The 23,094-nt window shown below is 34.2% G+C and carries 14 protein-coding genes and 1 tRNA gene; 5 read left to right on the plus strand and 10 right to left on the minus strand.

Annotated elements, in window-relative coordinates; translation table 11 throughout:
* Positions 1–90 precede the first annotated feature (90 nt).
* Positions 91–2,499 (minus strand): TonB-dependent receptor domain-containing protein, encoded by a 2,409-nt coding sequence (locus JI750_RS14935; protein ID WP_202003555.1) that lies wholly within the window; start codon positions 2,497–2,499, stop codon positions 91–93.
* Between the two features lie 233 nt (positions 2,500–2,732).
* On the opposite strand from JI750_RS14935, the gene JI750_RS14940 reads away from it, so the two are divergent.
* Positions 2,733–3,017 carry a hypothetical protein gene (locus JI750_RS14940; RefSeq protein ID WP_202003558.1) on the plus strand — a complete coding sequence of 95 codons (285 nt, stop codon included), beginning with the start codon at positions 2,733–2,735 and terminating at the stop codon, positions 3,015–3,017.
* A 251-nt stretch (positions 3,018–3,268) separates the two neighbouring features.
* On the opposite strand, the gene purL is transcribed toward JI750_RS14940, so the two are convergent.
* The 3 genes from purL to JI750_RS14955 form a co-directional block, all read right to left on the minus strand.
* Complete coding sequence (gene purL, locus JI750_RS14945; RefSeq protein ID WP_202003560.1) at positions 3,269–6,922, minus strand: phosphoribosylformylglycinamidine synthase; 3,654 nt, start codon at positions 6,920–6,922, stop codon at positions 3,269–3,271.
* A 386-nt stretch (positions 6,923–7,308) separates the two neighbouring features.
* Positions 7,309–9,153, minus strand: coding sequence for an endonuclease (locus tag JI750_RS14950; RefSeq protein ID WP_202003563.1), 1,845 nt, complete (start codon positions 9,151–9,153; stop codon positions 7,309–7,311).
* A 344-nt stretch (positions 9,154–9,497) separates the two neighbouring features.
* Complete coding sequence (locus JI750_RS14955) at positions 9,498–11,009, minus strand: hypothetical protein (RefSeq protein WP_202003566.1); 1,512 nt, start codon at positions 11,007–11,009, stop codon at positions 9,498–9,500.
* Between the two features lie 244 nt (positions 11,010–11,253).
* On the opposite strand from JI750_RS14955, the gene JI750_RS14960 reads away from it, so the two are divergent.
* The 4 genes from JI750_RS14960 to JI750_RS14975 all read left to right on the plus strand — a co-directional run bounded on the left by JI750_RS14960 (position 11,254) and on the right by JI750_RS14975 (position 13,710).
* Entirely contained in the window at positions 11,254–11,685 is a 432-nt protein-coding gene (locus JI750_RS14960; RefSeq protein ID WP_012026684.1) for a PaaI family thioesterase, read from the plus strand.
* Positions 11,686–11,687: 2 nt separating this feature from the next.
* Positions 11,688–12,758 carry a chorismate-binding protein gene (locus tag JI750_RS14965; RefSeq protein ID WP_202003569.1) on the plus strand — a complete coding sequence of 357 codons (1,071 nt, stop codon included), beginning with the start codon at positions 11,688–11,690 and terminating at the stop codon, positions 12,756–12,758.
* Between the two features lie 82 nt (positions 12,759–12,840).
* A complete protein-coding gene (gene bshB1 / locus JI750_RS14970; RefSeq protein ID WP_202003572.1) occupies positions 12,841–13,557 on the plus strand; it encodes a bacillithiol biosynthesis deacetylase BshB1 in 717 nt (238 codons plus the stop codon).
* Between the two features lie 79 nt (positions 13,558–13,636).
* Positions 13,637–13,710: transfer RNA gene (locus JI750_RS14975), tRNA-His, on the plus strand.
* A 198-nt stretch (positions 13,711–13,908) separates the two neighbouring features.
* On the opposite strand, the gene ypfJ is transcribed toward JI750_RS14975, so the two are convergent.
* The 6 genes from ypfJ to panB form a co-directional block, all read right to left on the minus strand.
* Entirely contained in the window at positions 13,909–14,763 is an 855-nt protein-coding gene (gene ypfJ, locus JI750_RS14980; protein ID WP_202003575.1) for a KPN_02809 family neutral zinc metallopeptidase, read from the minus strand.
* Positions 14,764–14,893: 130 nt separating this feature from the next.
* Positions 14,894–18,940 (minus strand): PAS domain S-box protein, encoded by a 4,047-nt coding sequence (locus tag JI750_RS14985; RefSeq protein ID WP_202003578.1) that lies wholly within the window; start codon positions 18,938–18,940, stop codon positions 14,894–14,896.
* 89 nt (positions 18,941–19,029) lie between these two features.
* The gene (locus JI750_RS14990; RefSeq protein WP_202003581.1) at positions 19,030–19,827 is read right to left on the minus strand and encodes a DUF2189 domain-containing protein; all 798 of its coding nucleotides are present in this window, start codon (positions 19,825–19,827) and stop codon (positions 19,030–19,032) included.
* Between the two features lie 120 nt (positions 19,828–19,947).
* Entirely contained in the window at positions 19,948–21,276 is a 1,329-nt protein-coding gene (locus JI750_RS14995; RefSeq protein ID WP_202003584.1) for an aldehyde dehydrogenase, read from the minus strand.
* Between the two features lie 77 nt (positions 21,277–21,353).
* On the minus strand, positions 21,354–22,043 hold the full coding sequence (locus JI750_RS15000) for an RluA family pseudouridine synthase (protein ID WP_202005200.1): 690 nt from the start codon (positions 22,041–22,043) through the stop codon (positions 21,354–21,356).
* A 181-nt stretch (positions 22,044–22,224) separates the two neighbouring features.
* Positions 22,225–23,043: a 3-methyl-2-oxobutanoate hydroxymethyltransferase gene (gene panB, locus JI750_RS15005; RefSeq protein ID WP_202003587.1), complete on the minus strand. Its 819-nt coding sequence runs from the start codon at positions 23,041–23,043 to the stop codon at positions 22,225–22,227.
* Between the last annotated feature and the right edge of the window lie 51 nt (positions 23,044–23,094).

Raw genomic sequence — 23,094 nt, forward strand, 5'->3', positions numbered from 1 at the left:
CTGGGCGAATATAATCCAATTTTTTTATAGAATGGAAGCTTAAAAATACAAGAATGAAATTTTTATGTTTTATTTATTTTAAGTAAGTTTTTACTCTGTAGAAAACTGATTTTCGAGTAATTTTTCTTTAAAATCAGATCTGAAAGTGTAGGCAAAAGTAATCATCAAAGCACGTGTATCTGATTTGTTGGTTCGGTGATTGCTAAACAAAAGGGTATTGTTTTTATAACCGCTTTCTAAAGTGTTGAACATATCGGTGACAACCAAACCTAATCTAGCATTTCCTTTTCCTAATTTTTGCTGAAATCCCATATCAACATTGTAAATCGGAATTCTTTTTCCTTGCGGAGTTGCAACTGCAGAATTGTAATTTCCTATAATCTGAAGTTTTCCACCCTTCCACGGAACAAAATTATTAATTATTTTTCCATACCAGCTGAAAGCGCTGTTTACAATATCTTGTGCCTGCGGTAAATTGTCTGCATTGATGTTTTGCTGAAAAGCTGTCAAACTAATATTAGCATCATAAAAGCCAACTGGTTTAAGGGTGAAAATTGTTTCTAAACCATATGTAACAGTACTTCCAATATTTTGTGGCTGAAGTAAAATTACGCCATTGTCCAAAAGCTGTGCATATTGTCTAATTGCATCAGTTGCATTTCTGTAAAAGGCATTGGTTGAAAAGGAATAATTTTTCCAGTTTTTGTTATAGCTCATTTCAGCAATATGAATGATTTCCGGTTTTAAGTACGGATTTCCTCCATGCGGATTCAGGGCATCTGTAATGTCAATAAACGGATTTAAATCATCTAGATCAGGACGATTAATTCGTTTGCTATATCCTAGTTTGATAAATTCATCTGACTTTAAATTCAACTGTAAAGAAGCCGATGGAAAGATTTTTAAATAATTATTGCTGAATCGGTCACTATTATTTTGCGTCGCTCCGGCATTAGAAACATTTTCTGCACGCAAACCTAAATTGTATTTCCATTTCGGATTTTCGCTGTCGCCAATATAAGAATTCATCAGGCCATAAACGGCATTTATCTGTTCGTTAAATTTAAAAGTATTACTCGCTAACGGATTTACGACATATTCGCCATTAATCATATCAGCACTTTCAAAATCTGAATTAAAAAATCTGAAAGTTCCTTTGTAACCCGTTTCTATGATTGATTTTTCAGAAACTGGAAAAGTATAATTTACAATAGCATTAGAAATATTTTGATTTTCGTAATTGTGTGTTCGCTCTAATTGTGCGTCGCCAATCTGCTGCTGATATTCATCGTAATTATAAGTATCAATATCAGTGTTTTCTTTGTGTTTTCCGAAAGAAGAAGTAACTGAGGTATTTAAACTTTTTCGGTCATCATCAAATTTGCGATCATAAGTAAAAGCAAGTTCACCAACTTTTGAACGTTCCAGTTCTAAAGAATGTCTTCTGTTGCTGGAGTAAAATGCATTGGAGCTTGTGTTTACTTGTGTATATAAAGTTTCATCATTGTCTTGAGTTTCAATATTTCCCAATGCTTCAAAAGAAAAGCTGTTTTTTTCATTTGGAGAAAAATCGATATTTAATTTCAAATTCTGCAGACCTTCAGTTCGTTCGTCATTTCTATTTTGATGAATATAATGCTCATCATCAATAAAATAATTTGTTCGGTCGGCATTTATTTTTTTTGTTCTTCCTGCAAAACGATTATCATATCCTAAACCAAAATTCCATTTTTCTGTTTTATGATTAAATAGAACAGAACTATTGACTCTTCCTTTTGCTCCAAAACCTGCACCTAAAGCTACGGCACCATTTGTACCGCTTAGGTTGTTCTTTTTAAGCTTTATATTGATAATGCCACTTTCGGCATTGGCATCATATTTAGCGGTTGGACTGGTAATAATTTCAATGCTTTCAATACTGCTCGCCGCAATTTGATCCATGTTGGTAATAGCAGAATTTTTTCCATTTATCAAAATCATAGGAGATTTTCCTCTCAACGTAATACCTCCTTCGGCATCAACGGCAACAGTTGGAATGCTTTTTAGCATATCTGTGGCGGTTCCTCCTGTTTGCGAAATATTCGAAACAGCATTAAAAACAAAACCCTCATTAGTTTTCTGGATCTGTTTTTTCTGTGAGTTTACAACAACGGTATTAAGTTGATTGGCATCTTCTTGTAAAGTAATTATACCAAGTGAAATGGCATTGCCCGTATATTTTATTTTTTTAGAATTCGTTTTAAAACCTATAAGTTTAAACTGAAGCAGATAATCTCCTGGGGTTAGATTTTCTAAAAAGAAATTTCCAGAAGCATCTGTTACACTATAATTAACTGTTTTTGTTGAATCGATAGCATTTTTTAAAATAACATCAACAAATTCTACTGGATTTTTTCCGTCAGTAACAGTTCCTTGTAAAGAAGTTTTTTGACCAAATGTAAACTGGCTTGTAAGAATTATTAAAGCAATAAGGGCTGTATTTTGAATCATTTTTTTCATGAGACAAAGATATTTATCGAATGAAATGAAGCCTTATAAACAGCCTTAAGATATCATTAAGCTATTCTTATATGTTAATTAGAGTATGGTTAATGGATTAAAAAACAGGAATTTTCCCCTTTGAAAAACAGTAGTTTACCTTGTGAAATCAAATTTAGCTTGTTCTAATTTTACCTCAATCAAATGCGTAAGCCGAAAAGCAAAAGAGTAGGTACAAATTAAATCATGAAATTATGGAAACTGCTTTATTTTTAGCAATGGGCTGGTGCGGAACCAAGTACCCAGGCTGGTGGAGACGTTTTTGGAAAAATCCGCCACCACCTCCAGATCCAGAACCTTGGTGGACAATTGCATTAATCGGAATTGGTTTGGTAGCAGGAGCTGCCGGCGGATTATTCTTTAGTAGTGCCATCGCGGAAAATCAATTTTTTGCAGGTCAAAATGCAGTTGCTTCAGGGCTGTTTGCTTTTGGTGCTTCAAATGTTGTAACCGGTATTGCTTCTAGTTTTAGAAGTTAAAAAAAATGCTTCGACTTAGGGATAGCGTCGGAGCATTTTTTTATTTAGGTATTTTTTCGCATCGAATTTCACGAAGTTACTTTTCGCCACAGATTAAAGGATTAAAATGATTTTTTTTTAAGTAAAATAAAATCTGCGATAATCTTTTAATCTGTGGCTATAAAAAAAGAATTAGTGAAAATTAGTGTAATTCGTGGCATATAAAAAAAACGCCCGATAAATTCGGGCGCTTTTTGTAAAAATATATTTTCTTAGTTTTTCTCAATCCATTTTCTTGCATTGACAAAAGCTTCATGCCAAGGCGTAACCTCGTCATTTCTATCTTTTGGATAATGCGCCCAGTTCCATTGGAAAGTCGAACGCTCAATATGAGGCATCATCACCAAATGTCTTCCTGTTTTATCACACATCATAGCCGTGTTGTAGTCAGAACCATTAGGATTTGCAGGATATCCTTCGTAAGCGTATTTAGAAACAATGTTGTATTGGTCTTCTGCATAAGGTAATTTGAATTTACCTTCTCCGTGAGAAACCCAAACTCCTAAAGTGCTTCCAGCAAGAGTTGACAACATAACAGAATTGTTTTCTTGAACTGTTACAGAAGTAAAGATACTTTCGTGTTTCTGGCTTTCGTTATGAAGCATTTTTCCGTGAACTTCGTGCTCTGGATTAATAACTTCCAATTCCATAAACAACTGACATCCGTTACAAATTCCGACAGATAAAGTATCTTCTCTTTTGAAGAAATTATCTAAAGCTGTTTTTGCTTTTTCGTTGTATAAGAAAGCTCCAGCCCAGCCTTTAGCAGAACCTAAAACGTCAGAGTTAGAGAATCCACCAACAGCTCCAATGAACTGAATATCTTCAAGCGTTTCACGACCAGAAATTAAATCCGTCATGTGAACGTCTTTTACATCAAATCCAGCTAAGTACATTGCATTTGCCATTTCACGCTCAGAGTTACTTCCTTTTTCACGGATAATAGCTGCTTTTGGTCTTGGTTTAGAATTGTCGATTTCTGGTTTCTTTCCTGTAAAATGTGTTGGGAAAGTATAATTTAAAACCTGATTTTTATAGTTTTCAAAACGTGCTTGAGCTCTTCCGTTTTTAGATTGTTTTTGATCTAATAAATAAGAAGTTTCAAACCAAACATCTCTGTACTCCGCAATATCCAAATTATAAATTCCAAATTCCAAGCTTGGTTTGCTTTGAACTGTACCTAATTTGAAGAATTCAACATTATTAGCTTTTAATTTAGCTTCAACAGCTGCATCAGATTTTGCTTGGAATACGATTCCGATGTTTTCTGCGAAAAGGATTTTCAATAAGTCTTTTTCCGCGAAAGCGCTGAAATCAATTTTAGCTCCCAAATTCACATCAGCAAAACACAATTCTAATAAAGTAGTGATCAAACCACCGCTTCCGATATCATGTCCAGCTAAAATTTGGTTTTCACCAATTAAATCTTGGATTGTATTAAATGCATTTTTAAAGAAAGCCGAATCTTTAATAGTAGAAGTTTCGTTTCCGATTGTATTTCTGATTTGTGCAAAAGATGAACCTCCAAGTTTGAAATCGTCTTGAGACAAATTGATATAATAGATTGAATCTCCGTTTTTCTGTAAAACTGGTTCAACAACTTTTCTAATATCTGTACAGTTTCCAGCCGCTGAAATAATAACCGTTCCTGGTGCGATTACTTCGTCGTTTGGATATTTTTGTTTCATTGAAAGCGAATCTTTTCCAGTCGGAATATTGATTCCTAATTCAATTGCAAATTCTGAACAACCTTCAACAGCCGCATATAAACGAGCGTCTTCACCTTCGTTTTTACAAGCCCACATCCAGTTTGCAGATAAAGAAACTCCTTTTAACTGATCTTTAATTGGTGCCCAGATAAGGTTTGATAATGATTCTGCGATAGCATTTCTAGATCCAGCAACTGGATCAATCAAAGCAGCAATAGGAGCGTGGCCAATAGAAGTTGCAATACCTTCTTTTCCTAAATAATCCAGAGCCATAACTCCAACATTATTTAAAGGCAATTGTAACGGACCTGCATTTTGTTGTTTAGCTACTTTTCCTCCAACGCAACGGTCAACTTTGTTTGTTAACCAGTCTTTTGAAGCAACAGCTTCTAAACGTAAAACGTCTTTTAAATAGCTTTCGAAATCTGCAGCGTTGTAAGCAACTTCAGCATATTTTCTGTCTACTGTATTATCTGTCATAACCGTTTTTGGAGAACTTCCGAAGAAATCTTCTAAAGCATAATCCATAGGTTTTGAACCGTTAGTTTTTGATTGAAAAGTAAAACGGTGATCTCCCGTTACATCTCCAACTTCATACATTGGAGAACGCTCTCTGTCAGCAATTCTCTGTAAAGTATCGATATCTTTTTGACCAATAACCAATCCCATTCTTTCTTGAGACTCGTTACCGATAATTTCTTTTGCAGAAAGAGTAGGATCTCCAACTGGCAATTTATCTAAATCGATTAGACCTCCAGTTTCTTCCACTAATTCAGAAAGACAGTTTAAGTGTCCTCCAGCTCCGTGATCGTGAATAGAAACAATTGGATTGTTGTCGCTCTCTACTAAACCACGAATGGCGTTTGCAGCACGTTTTTGCATTTCAGGGTTTGAACGCTGAATCGCATTCAACTCAATTCCTGAACCGAAAGCTCCTGTATCTGCAGAAGAAACCGCAGCACCACCCATTCCGATTCTATAGTTTTCACCTCCAAGAATTACGATTTTATCGCCTTCTTTTGGTTTGTGTTTGATTGATTGATCTAATTTTCCGTAACCAATTCCACCCGCTTGCATGATTACTTTATCGTAACCAATTTTTCTGTTTTCTTCTTCGTGTTCGAAAGTCAAAACAGAACCTGTAATAAGCGGCTGACCAAATTTATTTCCAAAATCAGAAGCTCCGTTTGAAGCTTTGATTAAGATATCCATTGGTGTTTGGTACAACCATTTTCTTTCTTCCACTGCATTTTCCCATTTTCTATCTTCTTTCAAACGAGAGTAAGAGGTCATGTAAACAGCAGTTCCAGCTAATGGTAAAGATCCTTGACCTCCAGCTAAACGGTCACGAATTTCTCCTCCAGAACCTGTTGCGGCTCCGTTGAAAGGCTCAACTGTTGTTGGGAAATTGTGTGTTTCTGCTTTTAATGAGATTACAGAATCAAATTCTTTTATTTCGTAAAAATCAGGTTTATCTGCCGATTTTGGTGCAAACTGCTGCACTTTTGGCCCTTTTACAAAAGCAACGTTGTCTTTGTAAGCAGAAACAATATCGTTAGGATTTTCCTGAGATGTTTTTTTGATTAATTTGAAAAGAGAAGTTTCCTTTTCTTCGCCGTCGATCACAAAAGTTCCGTTGAAGATTTTGTGACGGCAGTGCTCTGAATTTGCTTGTGAAAAAGCAAAAATTTCAGAATCAGTTAATTTTCTTCCAAGTTTAGTAGAAAGATTGTTTAAGTATTCAACTTCTTCTTCGCTTAAAGCTAAACCTTCCACTTTGTTGTAAGCAGCAATATCATCAATCTCCAAAATTGGTTCTGGCTGAATATTGATAGTGAAGATTTCTTGATCTAATTCGTTGAATTTTTGAGAAAGCATTGGATCAAAATCAGTGAAATCTTCCGTTGCTGGATGAAATTCTTCGATTCTGATAATACCTGAAATACCCATATTTTGAGTAATTTCTACAGCATTTGTACTCCAAGGTGTAATCATGGTAGCGCGAGGACCAACAAAGAAACCTGTCAATGCAGATTTTTCGATCTTACTTGCGTCGGCAAAAAGCCAGTTTAATTTTGAAATGTCTTGAGCTGAAATTTCGTTTTGCGTTTGTACGGCAAAAACAGTTTTGCTTTGGTTTTCAAAGAAATGGATCATTTGTGTAGTTTGTTGTATTGAGCTGCAAATTTAATGTAAATAAATAGTAAGCGCAAATTTGAAAACCATCTCTTTTCAAAAAAAATGAAATTGCTTTTTTCTTGCATTTTTTCTACCAAAAAGACGCAATATCAAGAGGTTTCGGTCTATGATAAAATTTAAAGATTTAGTAATTTTTCTTTTTTGATATGTTCTGTAATATTAAACTTTTAGAAAGGAAAATATCAAAAATAAAACGGGCACAATTTTGAAGTTTACACTTCAGCAGATTTGCAAAATTTGCGAAATGCTGGATTAGACGAAAAATGATTTTCTAAAGAAAAATCTCTCAAGATTATGAAAAAAGCGGCAATTTGCCGCTTTTTAAGTTGATGAAAATCTAATTTTTAATTAATAATAACCTTTTTAAAAGCTGTTTTTTCTCCTTTTGTAATGTTAATAATATAGATTCCTGTTGGAAGATTATGTACTGAAACTTCGGGAGAAGTTGTGTTTTCTTGTTCGAAAACTTTCTGACCCGCGAATGAGAAAATTTCAACTGAATAAGGACTGTTTACAATCCCTGGTTGAATATCAAAATTTCCATTAGACGGGTTTGGGTAAATTGCAATTTCATCTGTAGCAACTTCTTCTTCGATTTCAGCAGTCTGAACCATTTTGCTGGCTAAGTTGTTGCAAGTGTCTTGCGAATACGAATCCCATTGTGCACTTAAATTGAATGTCGTGCTTGGAGAAGTTACAGTCGATTTTCTTCTTAAAGTAACATCTATAGCAAAATTGGCTGTTCCGCCATTGAAAGTTCCAATGATATCAATTAAAACACCGTTTTTAAATAAACCTACAGCATCATTTCCGTTAAAAGTGAGTTCAGTTGCTGTTGTTGAAATATTGGCAGCACTTGTAGAAAAACAGCTTGATGACATAGAACTGTTTACAATTACAAATTTGCTTCCAGTTACTAAAGTTCCGCTTAAAGCTAATCCTGTGCTCCAAGAACCCGCTCCGTTTGTCTGTTTTTTAATGGTATACGCAGACAAATTAACAGAGGCTCCCGTGTTGTTTGCAATTTCTAAAGCTTTGTTGTTTCCAGAACCTTCAATGTACTCAGAGAAAAGCAAATCAGTTGCGGTTCCTGTTCCGCTGCTGTTGGTGGTAACTGAAATCGTATTGCTTGAAGCAGAAGTATTTCCAGCAGCATCTTTTGCTTTTACATAAATAGAATATGCTGTAGAAGCGGTTAAACCAGTAATTGTTGCTGTTGTACCAGAAACAGTTGTTTTTAAAACACTATTCGCATAAACATCATAACTCGTAACCGCTACATTATCTGTTGAAGCTGTCCATGCAAGCGTAATTGAAGTTGCAGTTTTTGATGTTGAAGCTAAACTTGTTGGTGCACTCGGTGCTTGAGTATCGCCAGAAGGAGTTCCGCCCCAAATTTGATTCACATATTCTGGATGATCAATAAACGGATTACGATTATTTTGGCGTGAATAAATTGCATTATTTCTCGCTATTTCTCTTGCGCTTACAGGATCTTGCGCATGCCAAGCCAAAAGCATATTTAAGAAATCTGTTGTAAAAACTTGATTGCTTGAACCATTAAACATAGCGTAAGAATATCCTGCAACGGTGTTTTCGTATCGTGTTGCAAAATAAAAATACATTCTTGCAATATCGCCTTTAAAATCATTGATAGGTTCGAACACCGTTCCTGAATATCCAGAAACTGCACTTGATCCTAATTTGCTCCCGTTTTGTGATGTGTAGGTTGCAGAATTGACATTTCCATGCGGATAATTGGAACGCATTCCGTTTACTTTTCCGTCGGTTGGTGTAATAAAATGAGCATCGGCAACCATTGGCGACTGTTCATTAAAAACGGATTGTGGAATAATATGTTCTCTATTGTAACAATCGCCTTCAACAGAATAATTTCCGCATCTTTGAGTAGTTCCAGTTGTATAAGTGTACGGATCTGTTCCTGAAGGATTTTCAGAATACATATCTAAAACAGTTCCGTCATTCTCATAGAAATTGTCAACGTCTGAAGTTTGATAAGTGGTGTACAAACCAGCATATCCATTGTCAGTATGACCTTTAATAATATTATACAATTGTGTTTTTAAAGTGTAGCCCGTTCCTGTCGCAGTGCTGTAATATCCAGACGGAATCTGAGCGAAACCAACTGCAGTAAACATTAATAACCATAAAAAGTAGTTTTTTTTCATAAGTAATAGTTTTAAGATTTGGTTCAGAAATTAATTTTTAAAAACTTGATTGTTAGGTTTTTAAAAATATATTATAACAAATCTACTACTTTTATGAATGCGTTGCGTTAAGTGATGTTTAATTTTGGATATATTTTCTTACGCATTGTTTTTGTTGCCACTAAGGCGCTAAGGCACGAAGTTATTTCGACAGATTAGATTTTCGTTCCAATATTCAGTAGAGACGCACTTGAGTCTATGCAACGAATGTCCACAATACGTTAGACGCACTGCAGTGCGTCTCTACAGATATACTTTGTGACAAAAAGAAACCTTTGCGCCTTAGTGCCTTCGTGGCAAAACCATTATTTAGGAAAATCTTGACTTTGATAAGCACCCAAATCTGGCGGAGAAGTTCTTGTAATTCCTAAAATATCTGTTGGAATGATATATGCCTGATTCCCTTTCGCGAAAGCGGAAGATGTTTTATCAATATTAAACTTATTCTGCGAAACATTATAAAACTTCGGATTTTCATTCAGAATAATGTTGTTATAATGTTCTGTGTCAGTTTTAAACTGATAATCTGGATTTGTTGTGGAACTGCTAAATTTTAAAAGACAATTATTTAATTGGTACACAAATGCTGTGTTCGCATTTTTACTCAAATTAAATTCATTTGTAGCCGAACCGTAAATAATGCAATTATTAAAAGTTGCTTGAGTAAGCGGATTGGTTTCAGGAGTTACTCCAGCCAATGAATTGCTCAGGTTAACTGCAAATTGCGAAGGAGTCGACCAGTTATTGTTGAAAGTGCAGTGCGTAAATTTGTAATTTCCGCCATAAACACAAGACAAACTAGCTAATCCAGCATAATTGATAACAATGTTCTCTCCTTCAATTTGAGAGTTTTGAGCCAAAATTCCATATTCAGCACAATTGTAAATCTGCGAGTTTTTAATTCTTATTGTGTTTGAAGGACTTCTAAAATCTAAACCAATAACAGCATTTTTTAAAGTCAAATGATTGATAGCATTGTTGGCGCTTCCTTTTTCAAAAATAACCGATTTCCATTGTCCTGGAATATCAGAGTAAAGAGATTCTAAACGATCTCCTTCAAAAATAACTTCATTTTCTAATTTATCGGTTGAAGAAGAGGTTCCATTAATTTCAAGAGAAGCATTTTTAGCAACATACAATCCAGAATTGGCGTGAAAATGAACTCTTGCGCCAGCCGCAAAAGTTACGGTTTTATTTTCAGGAACTCCTGCGTAACCGTAAATAACATAAGGTTTGTCATTGGTAAAAAGAAGTTCATTTCCGTTTGTAGGATCGCTTTCACTTAAATAAAATCCGTCAACATCTTTGCCGTCTATTTTAATTTTTTCTTTTGTTCCGTCAGGATTTTGGTTGGGATATAAAAATACAGCATCTTGTATCAAAGTAACCAAAGCCACTTCTTGTAAATTAGTGCCACTATCAAATTGGATTTCGTCGGTATATAAAAAATCAGCTGGATTGGCATCTGTAATATCTGCAGTAGTTTCTATAAATATGTACAAACTGTCTTTTGCTAAAAGCGTAACATCTTTAAAAATTTTCCCTTCGTTGCCACTCATTCCGTCAACAGTCATTCTGTATTTAGAATTCAAGCCTTTTTTAAATTGTACAGTCGGAATGGAAATATCATTTTTACTTTGATTGTATACTTTTAATTGATACGTGCTTGAACCAATATTTTTAAAAACAGTATCTAAATAAACAGTGTCTTTTGAGAACTTTAAATCTCCAGTGCTGGCAACGGTATCAAAGTCAGTTCGACAAGAACTGAAAGCTAGAATTAAACCCAGAACGAAGATTGAAAAGTATTGACGCATTGTTGTTTTTCTTTTTTTTGCCACAGATTAAAAGAATTAAAAAGATTTTCCGCAATGCGTTAAAAAAATAAATCTGTGTTAATCTGTGTAATCTGTGGCAAAAAAAAGCCAAAGATTAATTTTGATTGTTTTTGTAAAAATAGCAAAAAACTGACAAGTTCATAATTGATTTTCAATTTTAGAATCCGATTTTTCGATTTATGTCTTATCTTTCTTTAATTTTACGATTTTAAAGAATGTTTTAATGAATTATACAAAAGAACAGATTTTAGCACGCTGTAATGAGTTTTCTAAAAACACATTAATGGAAACGCTAAAAATTGAATATATCGACGCTGGAGAAGATTTTTTAACTGCAAAAATGCCTGTAAATCCAAGCGTTCATCAACCAATGGGATTGTTGCACGGCGGCGCTTCTGTAGCTTTAGCAGAAAGTGTTGGAAGTGCGGCTTCTTTCTTTTTTATCAATCCGAAAGAGCAGGAGGTAAGAGGCATTGAAATCTCGGCAAATCATCTAAAAAGTATTCGTGAAGGTTATGTTTTCGGAACAGCCAGAATTATTCACAAAGGAAGAAGCCTTCATCTTTGGGAAATTAAAATTACCGATGAAGAAGGTAACTTGGTTTCGCTTTGCAAATTGACGAATATGGTTTTGGATAGAAAGAAAAGCGAATAAATATGAATTCATTTTTCTTAAAAATTAAAAAGCATAAAGAACAGAATTTACCTTTTGTACTTTATTCAAAACCCAATACAGAAAATTATGTTGGGATTTTACAGCAAAATAGTATTTTAAATACCGTTTTAGATTACAGCGAAAAAGGATTTGTTTTTGCTTCTTTTGATGAAAAACAATTGATCCTGATTCCAGAAAATGAATCGGAAATTATTACTGCCAATAAAGAAGCGACTTCATTTGAACCAATCGAAATTGATGATTTGAGTTTTGATCCAGAAGCTAAATTTCAGTATGAATATTTAGTGGCTCAGGGAATTCAGGCCATTAAAAATGAAGAATTCAAAAAGGTAGTTTTGTCACGAAGCGAAGAAGTGCCGTTGGCTGAATTTGATTTTATTGAAACTTTCAAGCATTTGGTTCAATTGTATCCAGCGACATTCTGTTATTGTTTTTTTCACCCGAAAATCGGACTTTGGATGGGAGCAACGCCTGAAAAACTTTTAAAGGCAAACGGAAATGTTTTTGAAACCATGGCTTTGGCGGGAACGCAAAAAGATAATCAGGAAGTAGAAATTGTTTGGCAGCAAAAAGAAAAAGACGAACAGCAATTTGTAACTGATTTTATTGTAAAAAGGCTTCGTGAATTTACGGCTTCGGTTATAGTTTCTGAGCCTTACAGTTTAAAAGCTGGATCGATTTGGCATATTAAAACAGATATTTCTGGAGTTTTAAAGGAAAATTCAACTTTAGAAGAAGTAATCGATACTTTGCATCCAACCCCAGCAGTTTGCGGACTTCCTAAAAAGAAATCGAAAGCATTTATTCTGGAAAACGAAAATTACGACAGAACTTTCTATACTGGTTTTTTAGGCGAATTAAATAGCACTTTTGACGGGAATAATTCAAGTTCTGATTTATTTGTAAATTTACGATGCATGCAAATTCAGGAAGATAAAGCTATTCTATATATGGGTTGCGGTATTACCAAAGAAAGCATCCCTGAAAAAGAATGGGAAGAAAGCGTCAACAAATCGATGACGATGAAAAGAGTTTTGAAAATAACTTATTAAATTGTTTCAAGTTTCAGGTTTCAAGTTTCACGTTCTGGTGACAACTTGAAACCTGAAACTTGAAACTTGAAACAAAAAAACAATGAAACTAGACATATTAGCCTTTGGCGCACATCCAGACGACGTAGAATTAGGTTGTGCTGGAACAATTTTAAAAGAAGTATCACTTGGTAAAAAAGTTGGCATTGTCGATTTAACGCGTGGTGAGTTAGGAACTCGCGGAACTGCAGAAATTAGAGATCAGGAAGCAAAAGATGCTGCGAAGATTTTAGGAGTTCTTGTGCGTGAAAATTTAGCTATGCGTGATGGTTTTTTTATTAATGATGAAAAACACCAATTGGAAGTCATCAAAATGATTCGTAAGTATAAACCAGAAATTGTATTATGCAATGCAATTGACGATCGCCATATTGATCACGGAAAAGGGAGTAAATTAGTTTCTGATTCTTGCTTTCTTTCGGGATTAATGAAAATTGAAACTATCGTTGATGGTGAAAAACAAGAAGCATGGAGGCCTAAAGTTGTATATCATTATATTCAGTGGAAAAATATTACTCCAGACTTCGTTGTGGATATTACAGGATTCGAAGAAAAAAAGGTAGAAGCGATTATGGCTTATAAAACCCAATTTTATGATCCGAATTCAAATGAACCAGCAACGCCAATTACGAGTAAAAACTTTTTTGAAAGCCTAAATTATCGTGCGCAAGACCTAGGAAGACTAGTTGGGAAAGATTTTGCCGAAGGTTTTACAGTTGAAAGGTGTTTGGCAGTCAATGGCTTAGGGAATCTGATGTAATTTTTATGAAAATTTTTCATTTTTTTCTTTGTAGAACTCAACCTTTGTTCTATATTTGCACTCGCTAAGCAGAAAAATGGTGGTTGTAGCTCAGCTGGTTAGAGTAGCGGTTTGTGGTGCCGCGGGTCGCCGGTTCGAACCCGGTCAGCCACCCAGATTTAAAGCCTTGAAGAAATTCAAGGCTTTTTTTGTTTTCTGAAGAAAACTAAAAAGTAAAATCCTAATTTTTTGAAATTCCAAATTCCAAAAGAATAGCAACTTGGAATTTGGAATTTTTTTATTGGAATTTCATTAAAAAAGCCCAACTGCATAGTTGGGCTTTTCTTGTGGTTATTATATTTGGTTTATGTATTATCTAATTTCTTGAAATGTAGTACCTTGTTTAATATCACCGGTTTTGTAACCTTTTTTAAACCAATACATTCTTTGTTCGGAAGTTCCATGAGTAAAAGAATCGGGAACAACATGTCCTTGCATTTTACTCTGAATAGCATCGTCTCCAACAGCATTTGCAGCACTTAATGCTTCCTCGATGTCTCCAGCATCTAAATTTTCCTGATTGTAATGCGCCCAAACGCCAGCGTAGAAATCAGCTTGTAATTCTAATGCTACAGATAATTTATTAGCTTCGGCCTCACTTTTTCCTTGTTGTTCCTGACGCATTTTTGCAGACGTTCCTAGCAAAGTTTGTATGTGGTGACCAATTTCATGGGCAATAACATAAGCAATGGCAAAATCGCCACCTTTTGCACCAAATTTACTTTTTAGTTCTTCAAAGAAACCTAAATCCATATATACTTTTCTGTCTCCTGGACAATAAAATGGACCAGAAGCCGATGATGCGCCTCCGCAGGCAGTTTGTACTCCGCCTTTAAAGAGCACTAACTTAGGTTTTTCATATGTCATGCCATTTTCGGCAAAAATTTTACTCCAAATGTCTTCATTATCGGCCAAAACAACTCTCACAAAATTCCCCATTTCTTCATCTTCCTTGCTCAATGGAGCAGCGGTTTCGGTTTGTTGACCTTGTCCGCCTTGCATTTGTTCTAGAATTGGTGCGATCTGTTGACCAGTTTCACCACCAAAAACATTCAGAAGCAAAACAATGATCCCAATAACTCCTCCGCCAATTATCGCTTTTCCTCCACCGGATATTGATCTTCTATCTTCGACATTATCACTTTGTCTTCTGCCTTGCCATTTCATATTGATTTTTTTTTTATTTTTTGTTTAAACTTTGTACGAATTTATGGATTTTTCATGATAAATTTTACAATTGAAACGTTTATGTTTTAGTTTCATTCTCAGCAAACGGTCTACGACAAAAAACTAAAATTTATCCTAGCCATTTAATTAAAGCTTCTTCAACACTTCCTTTCATAATTGGTTTAGAAATATAATCGTCCATTCCGGCAGAAATACATTTGTTGCGTTCTTCTTTTTCTGCTCCGGCGGTAACAGCGATTATAGGAACATCGCGTCCTTTTTTAGTATTTCTTATCGCTTTGGCAGTTTCGTAACCATTCATAATAGGCATCTGGATGTCCATAAAAATAATGGTTGGATTAATTTTTTCAAATTGCTGGATGGCTTCGTATCCATTTTCACATTCAAAAATAAAAGCATTATTGTAGAGATTTTTTATAATGGTCTTCAGAAGAAGCATGTTTACTTTGTTGTCTTCTACAATTAAAAAAGTAATATTGGTGCCGTTTGTTTCTATTTCGTCAGAATCTAGATCGATGTTTAAACTTTTGAGTTCGGCATTGTATTTATCATTAATGCTCTGGTTGCTAGTTTTTAGATTTAAATCAAAGAAAAATGTACTTCCTTCGTCAATTTTGCTTTCTAGCTGTAAACGGCTTTCCATTAAAGCTAGCAATTGGTTGGATATGGTTAAGCCTAATCCAGTTCCTCCAAATTTTCTGGTTGTAGAGCTATCTTCTTGTAAAAAAGCTTTAAAAATTTTCTTCTGATTTTTTTCTAAAATACCAATTCCAGTATCGATTACCGCAAAGCGAATAACACAGTTGTTGTTGTGATTTTTTTCTAAAACAGAAACGTTTAATTTGATAGAACCTTCAGTTGTAAATTTAACTGCATTTGAAAGCAGGTTGATCAAAATTTGCTTGATTCGAACAATATCTGTCCATATATATTTAGGTACATCAGGACTAATGTTTAATTCGAGTTTCAGGTCTTTTTTATTAGATTCATAAATAATTAAATCAAAAACTTGTCCTAGTATTTTTTTTATATCATATAAGTCAATAAAAAGTTCCAGTTTTCCAGCTTCAATTTTTGAGAAATCCAAAATATCATTAATAATTTCAAGAAGAGAATGGGCCGACTGGTTAATTGTGGTCATATATTTTTCTTGAATTTCCTCCAATTCTGTTTTCATTAATAAGTGTGTAAAACCAATAATTCCATTTAATGGAGTCCTGATTTCGTGAGACATATTAGCCAAAAAGTCAGATTTAGATTTGCTTGCGGCTTCGGCCAATTGCTTAGCTTTTATAGCGTCTTCGATTTCTTTTTTGCTTGTAATGTCAAAATAAATACCGCCAACAAATTCAATTTCATCATCTCGTTTAATTACATCTCCAAATTCTTCTATCCAAATAAACTCGCCACTCTTGCGTTGAATGCGATATACATTGTGCAAAGGCTTTCCGTTTTGCAGATTATCGATTTGATTGTTGATTACTTCATCTTTATCGTCTGGATGAATTAACGACAGAAAGGATAAATTATTTTCAATAAATTCAGATTTTGAATATCCTGTAAGATTTAAAACTTCATCGTTTAAGAATATTTTGGTAGAAAAAGCATCAAATTTTGATAAGTAAACCGTTCCAGGAATGTTGTTTGCAATCAATTTGAATTTTTCCTCACTTTCGATAATTTTAGTCTCGTTTCGGTTTCTTTCTAATGCAGAAGAAATGTTGTTTGCTAATACCTGAAAGATGTTAATTTCGTCTTCAGACCATTTTCTTTCAGATGTGCAATCGTCAAAACCGATAAAACCTGTAAAAATATCGTTAATGTAGATGGGTAAAATTAGGATAGATTGAATTTCATTGTCGATCAGAAGTTTTTTGAAGAATCCGTCATTAAGATTTTGAGTCAATGTGTTTAGGATTTTTCTTTGCGATGCGGCATCATAAATCTCTCTCAGATTTTCTTCTGTCATATGACGAAGAGGCGTTATTTGATGTGTGACTCCTTCGCGCGACCATTTATATTTTTGGCTAACCGTATTGTAGATTGGATCTTTTTCGTAATAATACATATGATCTACCTTTGCCGCTTTTCCAATAATGTTGTACGTTTCCTCAAACATTTGGTGAGTGGTTTTGCTCAGCAGGAACTTTTCGGTACATAAAGAAAGTGCAGATAAAAGCTGACTTTTCAGCTCTAATTTTCTTTCGGCCTCTAAACGCATTTGAGAAGAAATCGCAAGAGAAATAACATCTGATATGGTTTTTGCATAATTGATGTCCTCATTATCCCATTCTCGTTTCTGTTCGGTACTTTCAAAACAAGCAACACCGGCCAATTGGCCCGTTAAGAAAATGGGCACGTCAAGCATTGACTTGATATTGTTTGTTGTAAAGTAAAGTTTTTGAAATTCCGATGTTTCCAATTTATTAAATACGTCTGGCGCATTAATAATTGCTTTATTGTTTAATGTTTCAAAATAGATAGGATACGATTCTTTGTTTAAGATGTTTTTGTCATTTAAACTCTGATTGTCGAGACTGAAAAGATTTTTACAAGTAATCAAATCATTGTCATACTTCCAGAAACTTACGCGATTGGCATTGCTTATGGAAGCAGCTTCTTTTAATATTAAATTAATAACAGTATCTAATTCGTCGTATTTGCTAAAGTCTGTAGTTGATAGTTTTTTGGTGGAATTATTATAGGCTTCAATTTTTTTGAGACGTCTTTTTTTCTCGTTTTCGATATTTTTTTTCTCTGTGACATCTCTTGCAATTCCAGAAAATCCGATTGTTAATCCTAAATCATTTTTTCGGACAATAATTTTCTGTGACATCCATATTTCTTCTCCATTTTTCTTTAAAATAGGGATTTCAATTATTGGATAATTACTCTCGTTAAGCACTAAATTTTCGTAAAAATCAACAGCGCTATTGATGTAGTTTTCATGGATGAAATTTGAGTAGTGTTTTTTGATTATTTCGTTTTCAGTGTAACCGAGAGTCGAGATTCCAAATTCATTTATAAAAGTGAAATAACCTTCAGCATTAATTTCAAAAATAATATCGGTTGCGGTCTGAATTAGATTTTTATATTGATCCTGAACGATAACCTGTTCTGTAACATCTTGGCCTATACTTATAATCAAATCATCTGAAAACTTTTTATCTTTCCATTGAATGTATTTGTATTCACCACTTTTGGTTTTTAATTTTCTGATGTAGAGTTTGTTTTCGTGGTTTTTGATAGGGTCTAATTTTTCTTCTGAATCTTCAGTTAATTCCCAGAATTTTACGCCCATAACCTCTTCAGGCTGATATCCTAAAATGGGAGTTATGGTTTCGCTACAAAAGAGTATTTCGCTTTTTTGATTGGAAGCTATTGTAAGCGAATTGCCTTTGTGAACAATTTCATTTGCAAATCTAAAATTATCACGATTGTTTAATAAAACAGCATATTTTACTTGGTTTATAATGAAAATTAGAATGCAGAAATTAAGCAGTAAGATAGAAGATTTTATTGGAATAAGTTGAAATGATAACGTTGTAATTAGAAAGGCAAACGTTAATGCAACAAAAGTCCAGTAAATCTTTATTGGCTTGAGGATGTTGTACGAAAAGAAAAAAGAAATAAGGAAAACAATAATCGGTACAACATCATTTCTTAAAGTTACAATGTTGTAAGCAACATAACTGATATAAATGAAGAAGCACGAAATGAAAATCTGCTGGATTTGATCTCTCACCCATTTGATTCTATCTGTTACAGTGTAAATAATAAGAACAAAAACGCCAATGAGAACATTTACTACCAATAAACTTTTGGGTCTAATTTTGAAGATCTCATTTATAATCTCGATCACAATTACCGCAATGCCAAAGAATAAAATATAAAGCTGATATTCTCTGCTAACAGTATCTTGTTCTTTCTTTTTTTCTATGAAGTATCCAATTTTGGCTTTGATTCTGAAAAATTGATAAACCAAAAGCGAAAGAAAAGCAAAGAGCGATAATCCTAAAACAATAAGTTTATGATTGTTGTAGAAAATGATATCAGAATTAAACACATACCATCCAGTCATAATTGATTCGAAGGCACTTCCGCTAGCGGAAATTCCTGCGATAACCGAATTTAAAAAACTATAGTTTGCGGCCATAGATTTTGGGGTATGTTGGTTTAGTAAATAGCGTTTTGAAAATGCTTAAGAGAAGTGGTTAGATTCTCCGTAAATAAGAATTTTCGATTTTAATCTACATTGTATTTTCCAATTGAATCAATTGAATCTTCTTCTTCAGATTGTGTTCCAAAAATGGCAAAATAAGTAGCATATATCATAGAACTGTTAAAAACAACAGTAAAAATGACTCCTACGCAACAGCCAATAAAACCAACCATTGAACCAAGAAAACCGATGATAAAAAAAGCAAATATGTTGAGCGGGTTTTTAGTGACGATCACAATGCTAGATTTTATGGCATCTATAGCTCTAAGATTTCCGAAAACAATTAATGGAATTGATAAAAACATAAAGTAAGAAACCATAAATGAAATTAGATTTCCAACCAATAAGATTCCTGAACTTTCAACTAAATTGGCAAGAGCTGTTCCCAACAAGGCAGGAATGAATGCTGCGACAAAAATTTCTCCGAAATATGGAGCTTTGTAATAGCTGAAAATAGTTGAAACATTAAACTCAACATCTTTGTCTGCAGAATCGGCCATTTTTAAAAATCCAGCACCAAAAGGAGCTGTAAGTCCTGCAATTAAAGAAATGGCAACAGTTTGTATTACAAGCTGAATAGAGGTGAATTGTTGGTTCTCAAAGTCTTGAATAAAATCTTTTGTCATCGCTTCGGCTCCAAAGTAGGCAATCATTATACCCATAAAAGCTATAGCAGCAATAATTGAAAAAACTAAGATAATAAGGCCAGAATAAAGAGCTATTTTTTTATAGTTTTCGAAAGCGTGATTAAAAACCGTAGCAAAATCAAGGGAATAGCCATTTTTTTTGATGTCCTCAATTTGATCAAGTGTAGATTTCATTTTTATGTAAGATTGTTTTATAGACTTATAATATTTGAAAGGTATCTTGACGTAAATATAATATTTTTAATCAATTCCGTGTAAAAATCTATAAAACATTCCGAAATGTTTTTAACTGATTTATAGCCAGTCTAAAATTCTTTTTATTGAAGCCAATTTATCTTTGTAAGGAGCATAGCGCATAGGTAGATCCAGCCAGTTTCCTTTTTTTACGATTGCTTTATGATGAGAAAATGTGTCGAAGCTTCGCTTGCCATGATAGGCTCCAATTCCGCTGTGTCCGACACCACCAAAAGGCAGTCTGTTGTTAGAAAAATGAACAACTGTATCGTTTATACAGCCTCCTCCAAAAGAGTATTTTGAAATTAGTTTTTGTGAAAAAGAATTATTTTCGCTAAAAATATAAAATGAAAGAGGTTTCTCATAACGGCTTACGACTTTTTCGATGTCATTTTCATTTTCGTAAACCAGAATTGGCAGAATAGGGCCAAAGATTTCTTCTTTCATAACAGCGCTTTCCAAATCTGGTTCTTCCAGAAGAGTAGGAGCAATATAGAGTTTGTTGGCATCGCTTTCGCCACCAAACAAAACGTGCTCGCCTTGAATCATATTGGTTAATCGATACCAATTTTTTGTATTTATAATTCGTGCGAAATCAGGAGATTTGTCAATTTTCTTTCCGTACGCTTTTATGATTTCTTCAATCATATAGGAAATGAAATTGACTTTCATATTTTTCTGAATTAGGATATAATCAGGTGCAATACAGGTTTGTCCCGCATTGATAAATTTTCCCCAGACAATTCGTTTTGCAGCAAGTTTCAAATTTGCAGTTTCATCGATAATACATGGATTTTTTCCGCCCAATTCAAGAGTAACTGGTGTTAAATTTTCAGCAGCTGCTTTTGCGACAATTTTACCGACAGCGACACTTCCTGTAAAAAAGATATAATCCCAGCGCTGTGCCAGCAATTTATTCGAAACATCAACACCACCTTCAAAAACTTCTACGTGATTAATGTGAAATGTTTTTTCTATAATTTTTGCAATTACGGCTGATGTGTGAGGTGTAAGTTCAGACGGTTTTAAAACTACTCTGTTTCCTGCAGCAACTGCAGCAACTAGCGGACATAAAGCAAGCTGGAAAGGATAGTTCCAAGGAGCAATAATTAGTACATCCCCATAAGGTTCTTTATAGATATAATCGCTAGAAGGAAAGTTAAGTAGTGATGGGAAAACGCGTTTTGGTTTTGCCCATTTGTTGATGTTTTTGATAGCATCTTTAAGTTCCGAAATAACATAATTGGTTTCGGTCAAAACAGCTTCAAACTCTGGTTTTTTAAAGTCATCATACAAAGCTTTCACAATAAGATCTTCACTTTTCTGAATATTATACAATAACTTTTTTAGAGTTTCTTTTCGATATTTGATGTCGCTTTTAAAGTCCATTTTTCGATCTAGCTTGTTTTTTTCTCCCTGCAAGTTAATCGATAAAATTTAAAAATTTAACAATTAAATCATAAAAATCATACAGCATTCCAAATCGGATCATCTGGAGTGGAAGCAATAATTATGATATTCTCTTTTGAAACAGGATGTACAAAAGTTAGTTTTCGTGCATGAAGATGAATTCCGCCATCAGGGTTGCTTCTATCTGCACCGTATTTTAAATCTCCTTTAATAGGCGATCCAATTGCGCTTAATTGCGCGCGAATTTGATGATGACGTCCCGTATGCAAATTAATTTCCAATGCCGTATAATTTTGAAGTTCTTTGATTATGGTGTAATCTAAACTCGCTAATTTACTGTCAGGAACTTCTTTTAAGTGTGCTTTAGAAGTATTGTTTTTTTCGTTTCTTTTTAAAAAATGAATCAATTTTGCTGATGCTTCTTTAGGTTTGTTTTTTACAACAGCCCAATACGTTTTTTTAGTTTCGCGATTACTAAATAATTCATTCATTCGAGACAAAGCTTTGCTAGTTCGAGCAAAAACCACAATTCCGGTTGTAGGTCGATCCAAACGATGAATTACACCCAGAAAAACGTCTCCCGGTTTGTTGTATTTTGCCTTAATGTATTCTTTTACTACATCAGATAACGGTTTGTCGCCCGTTTTATCGCCTTGCACGATATCACCTACACGTTTGTTAACCACAATAATGTGATTGTCTTCATGAAGTATCTGTAAGTTATCTTTATTTGAAACGATTTTCATATTAGAATTTCGAATTATTTGGCTAAGCCCTATAACATGGCTTAAAAATAAACCTCCAGCTAAAGCTGGAGGCAATTTATAAAACTTTTGAACCTTTGTTACTTTGCCTCTTTGAATCTGAAAAATCTTAGTCCCGATAGCTATCGGGATAGGAACTTAGAACCTTAGCATCTTTAAAAAATTAATATTGTTCTTTCTCGTTAGGAAAATCACTAGCCTTAACATCAGCTGCGTATTGGCCAATTGCTTTTGTCATTTCTTCGTAAAGGTTTAGGTAACGGCGTAAGAAACGCGGACTAAACTCATTATTCATTCCCAACATATCGTGAATAACCAACACCTGTCCATCAACACCACCTCCAGCTCCAATTCCGATAACAGGAATAGAAATACTTTCGGCTACTTTTTTGGCAAGAGCTGCTGGAATTTTTTCCAAAACAACTGCAAAGCATCCTACTTTTTCAAGCATTTGAGCATCTTCGATTAACTTCTCAGCTTCTTCTTCTTCTTTAGCGCGAACCGTATAAGTTCCGAATTTATAGATAGATTGAGGAGTTAGTCCTAAATGTCCCATAACTGGGATTCCAGCATTTAATATTTTTTTGATAGACTCTTTAATTTCTTTTCCGCCTTCAAGTTTTACAGCATGCGCGCCACTTTCTTTCATGATTCTGATAGAAGAACGCAAAGCCTCTTTTGAATCTGACTGATAACTTCCGAAAGGCAAGTCAACTACAACCAAACCTCTTTCTACAGCACGAACTACAGAAGATGCATGATAAATCATTTGATCTAAAGTAATTGGCAGCGTTGTTTCGTGACCAGCCATTACGTTTGATGCCGAATCACCAACTAAAATTACATCGACACCAGCGGTATCAACAATTTTAGCCATTGTATAATCATACGCAGTAAGCATAGAGATTTTTTCTCCATTGCTTTTCATCTCAATTAATGATTTTGTTGTGATTCTTTTATAATCTTTCTTTGCTACTGACATTTTATTGTTTTTTTGATAATGTAAAAGTATTGAATAATTGTAAAATGGGAA

The organism is Flavobacterium tagetis, from assembly GCF_016735615.1.
GTDB lineage: Bacteria > Bacteroidota > Bacteroidia > Flavobacteriales > Flavobacteriaceae > Flavobacterium > Flavobacterium tagetis.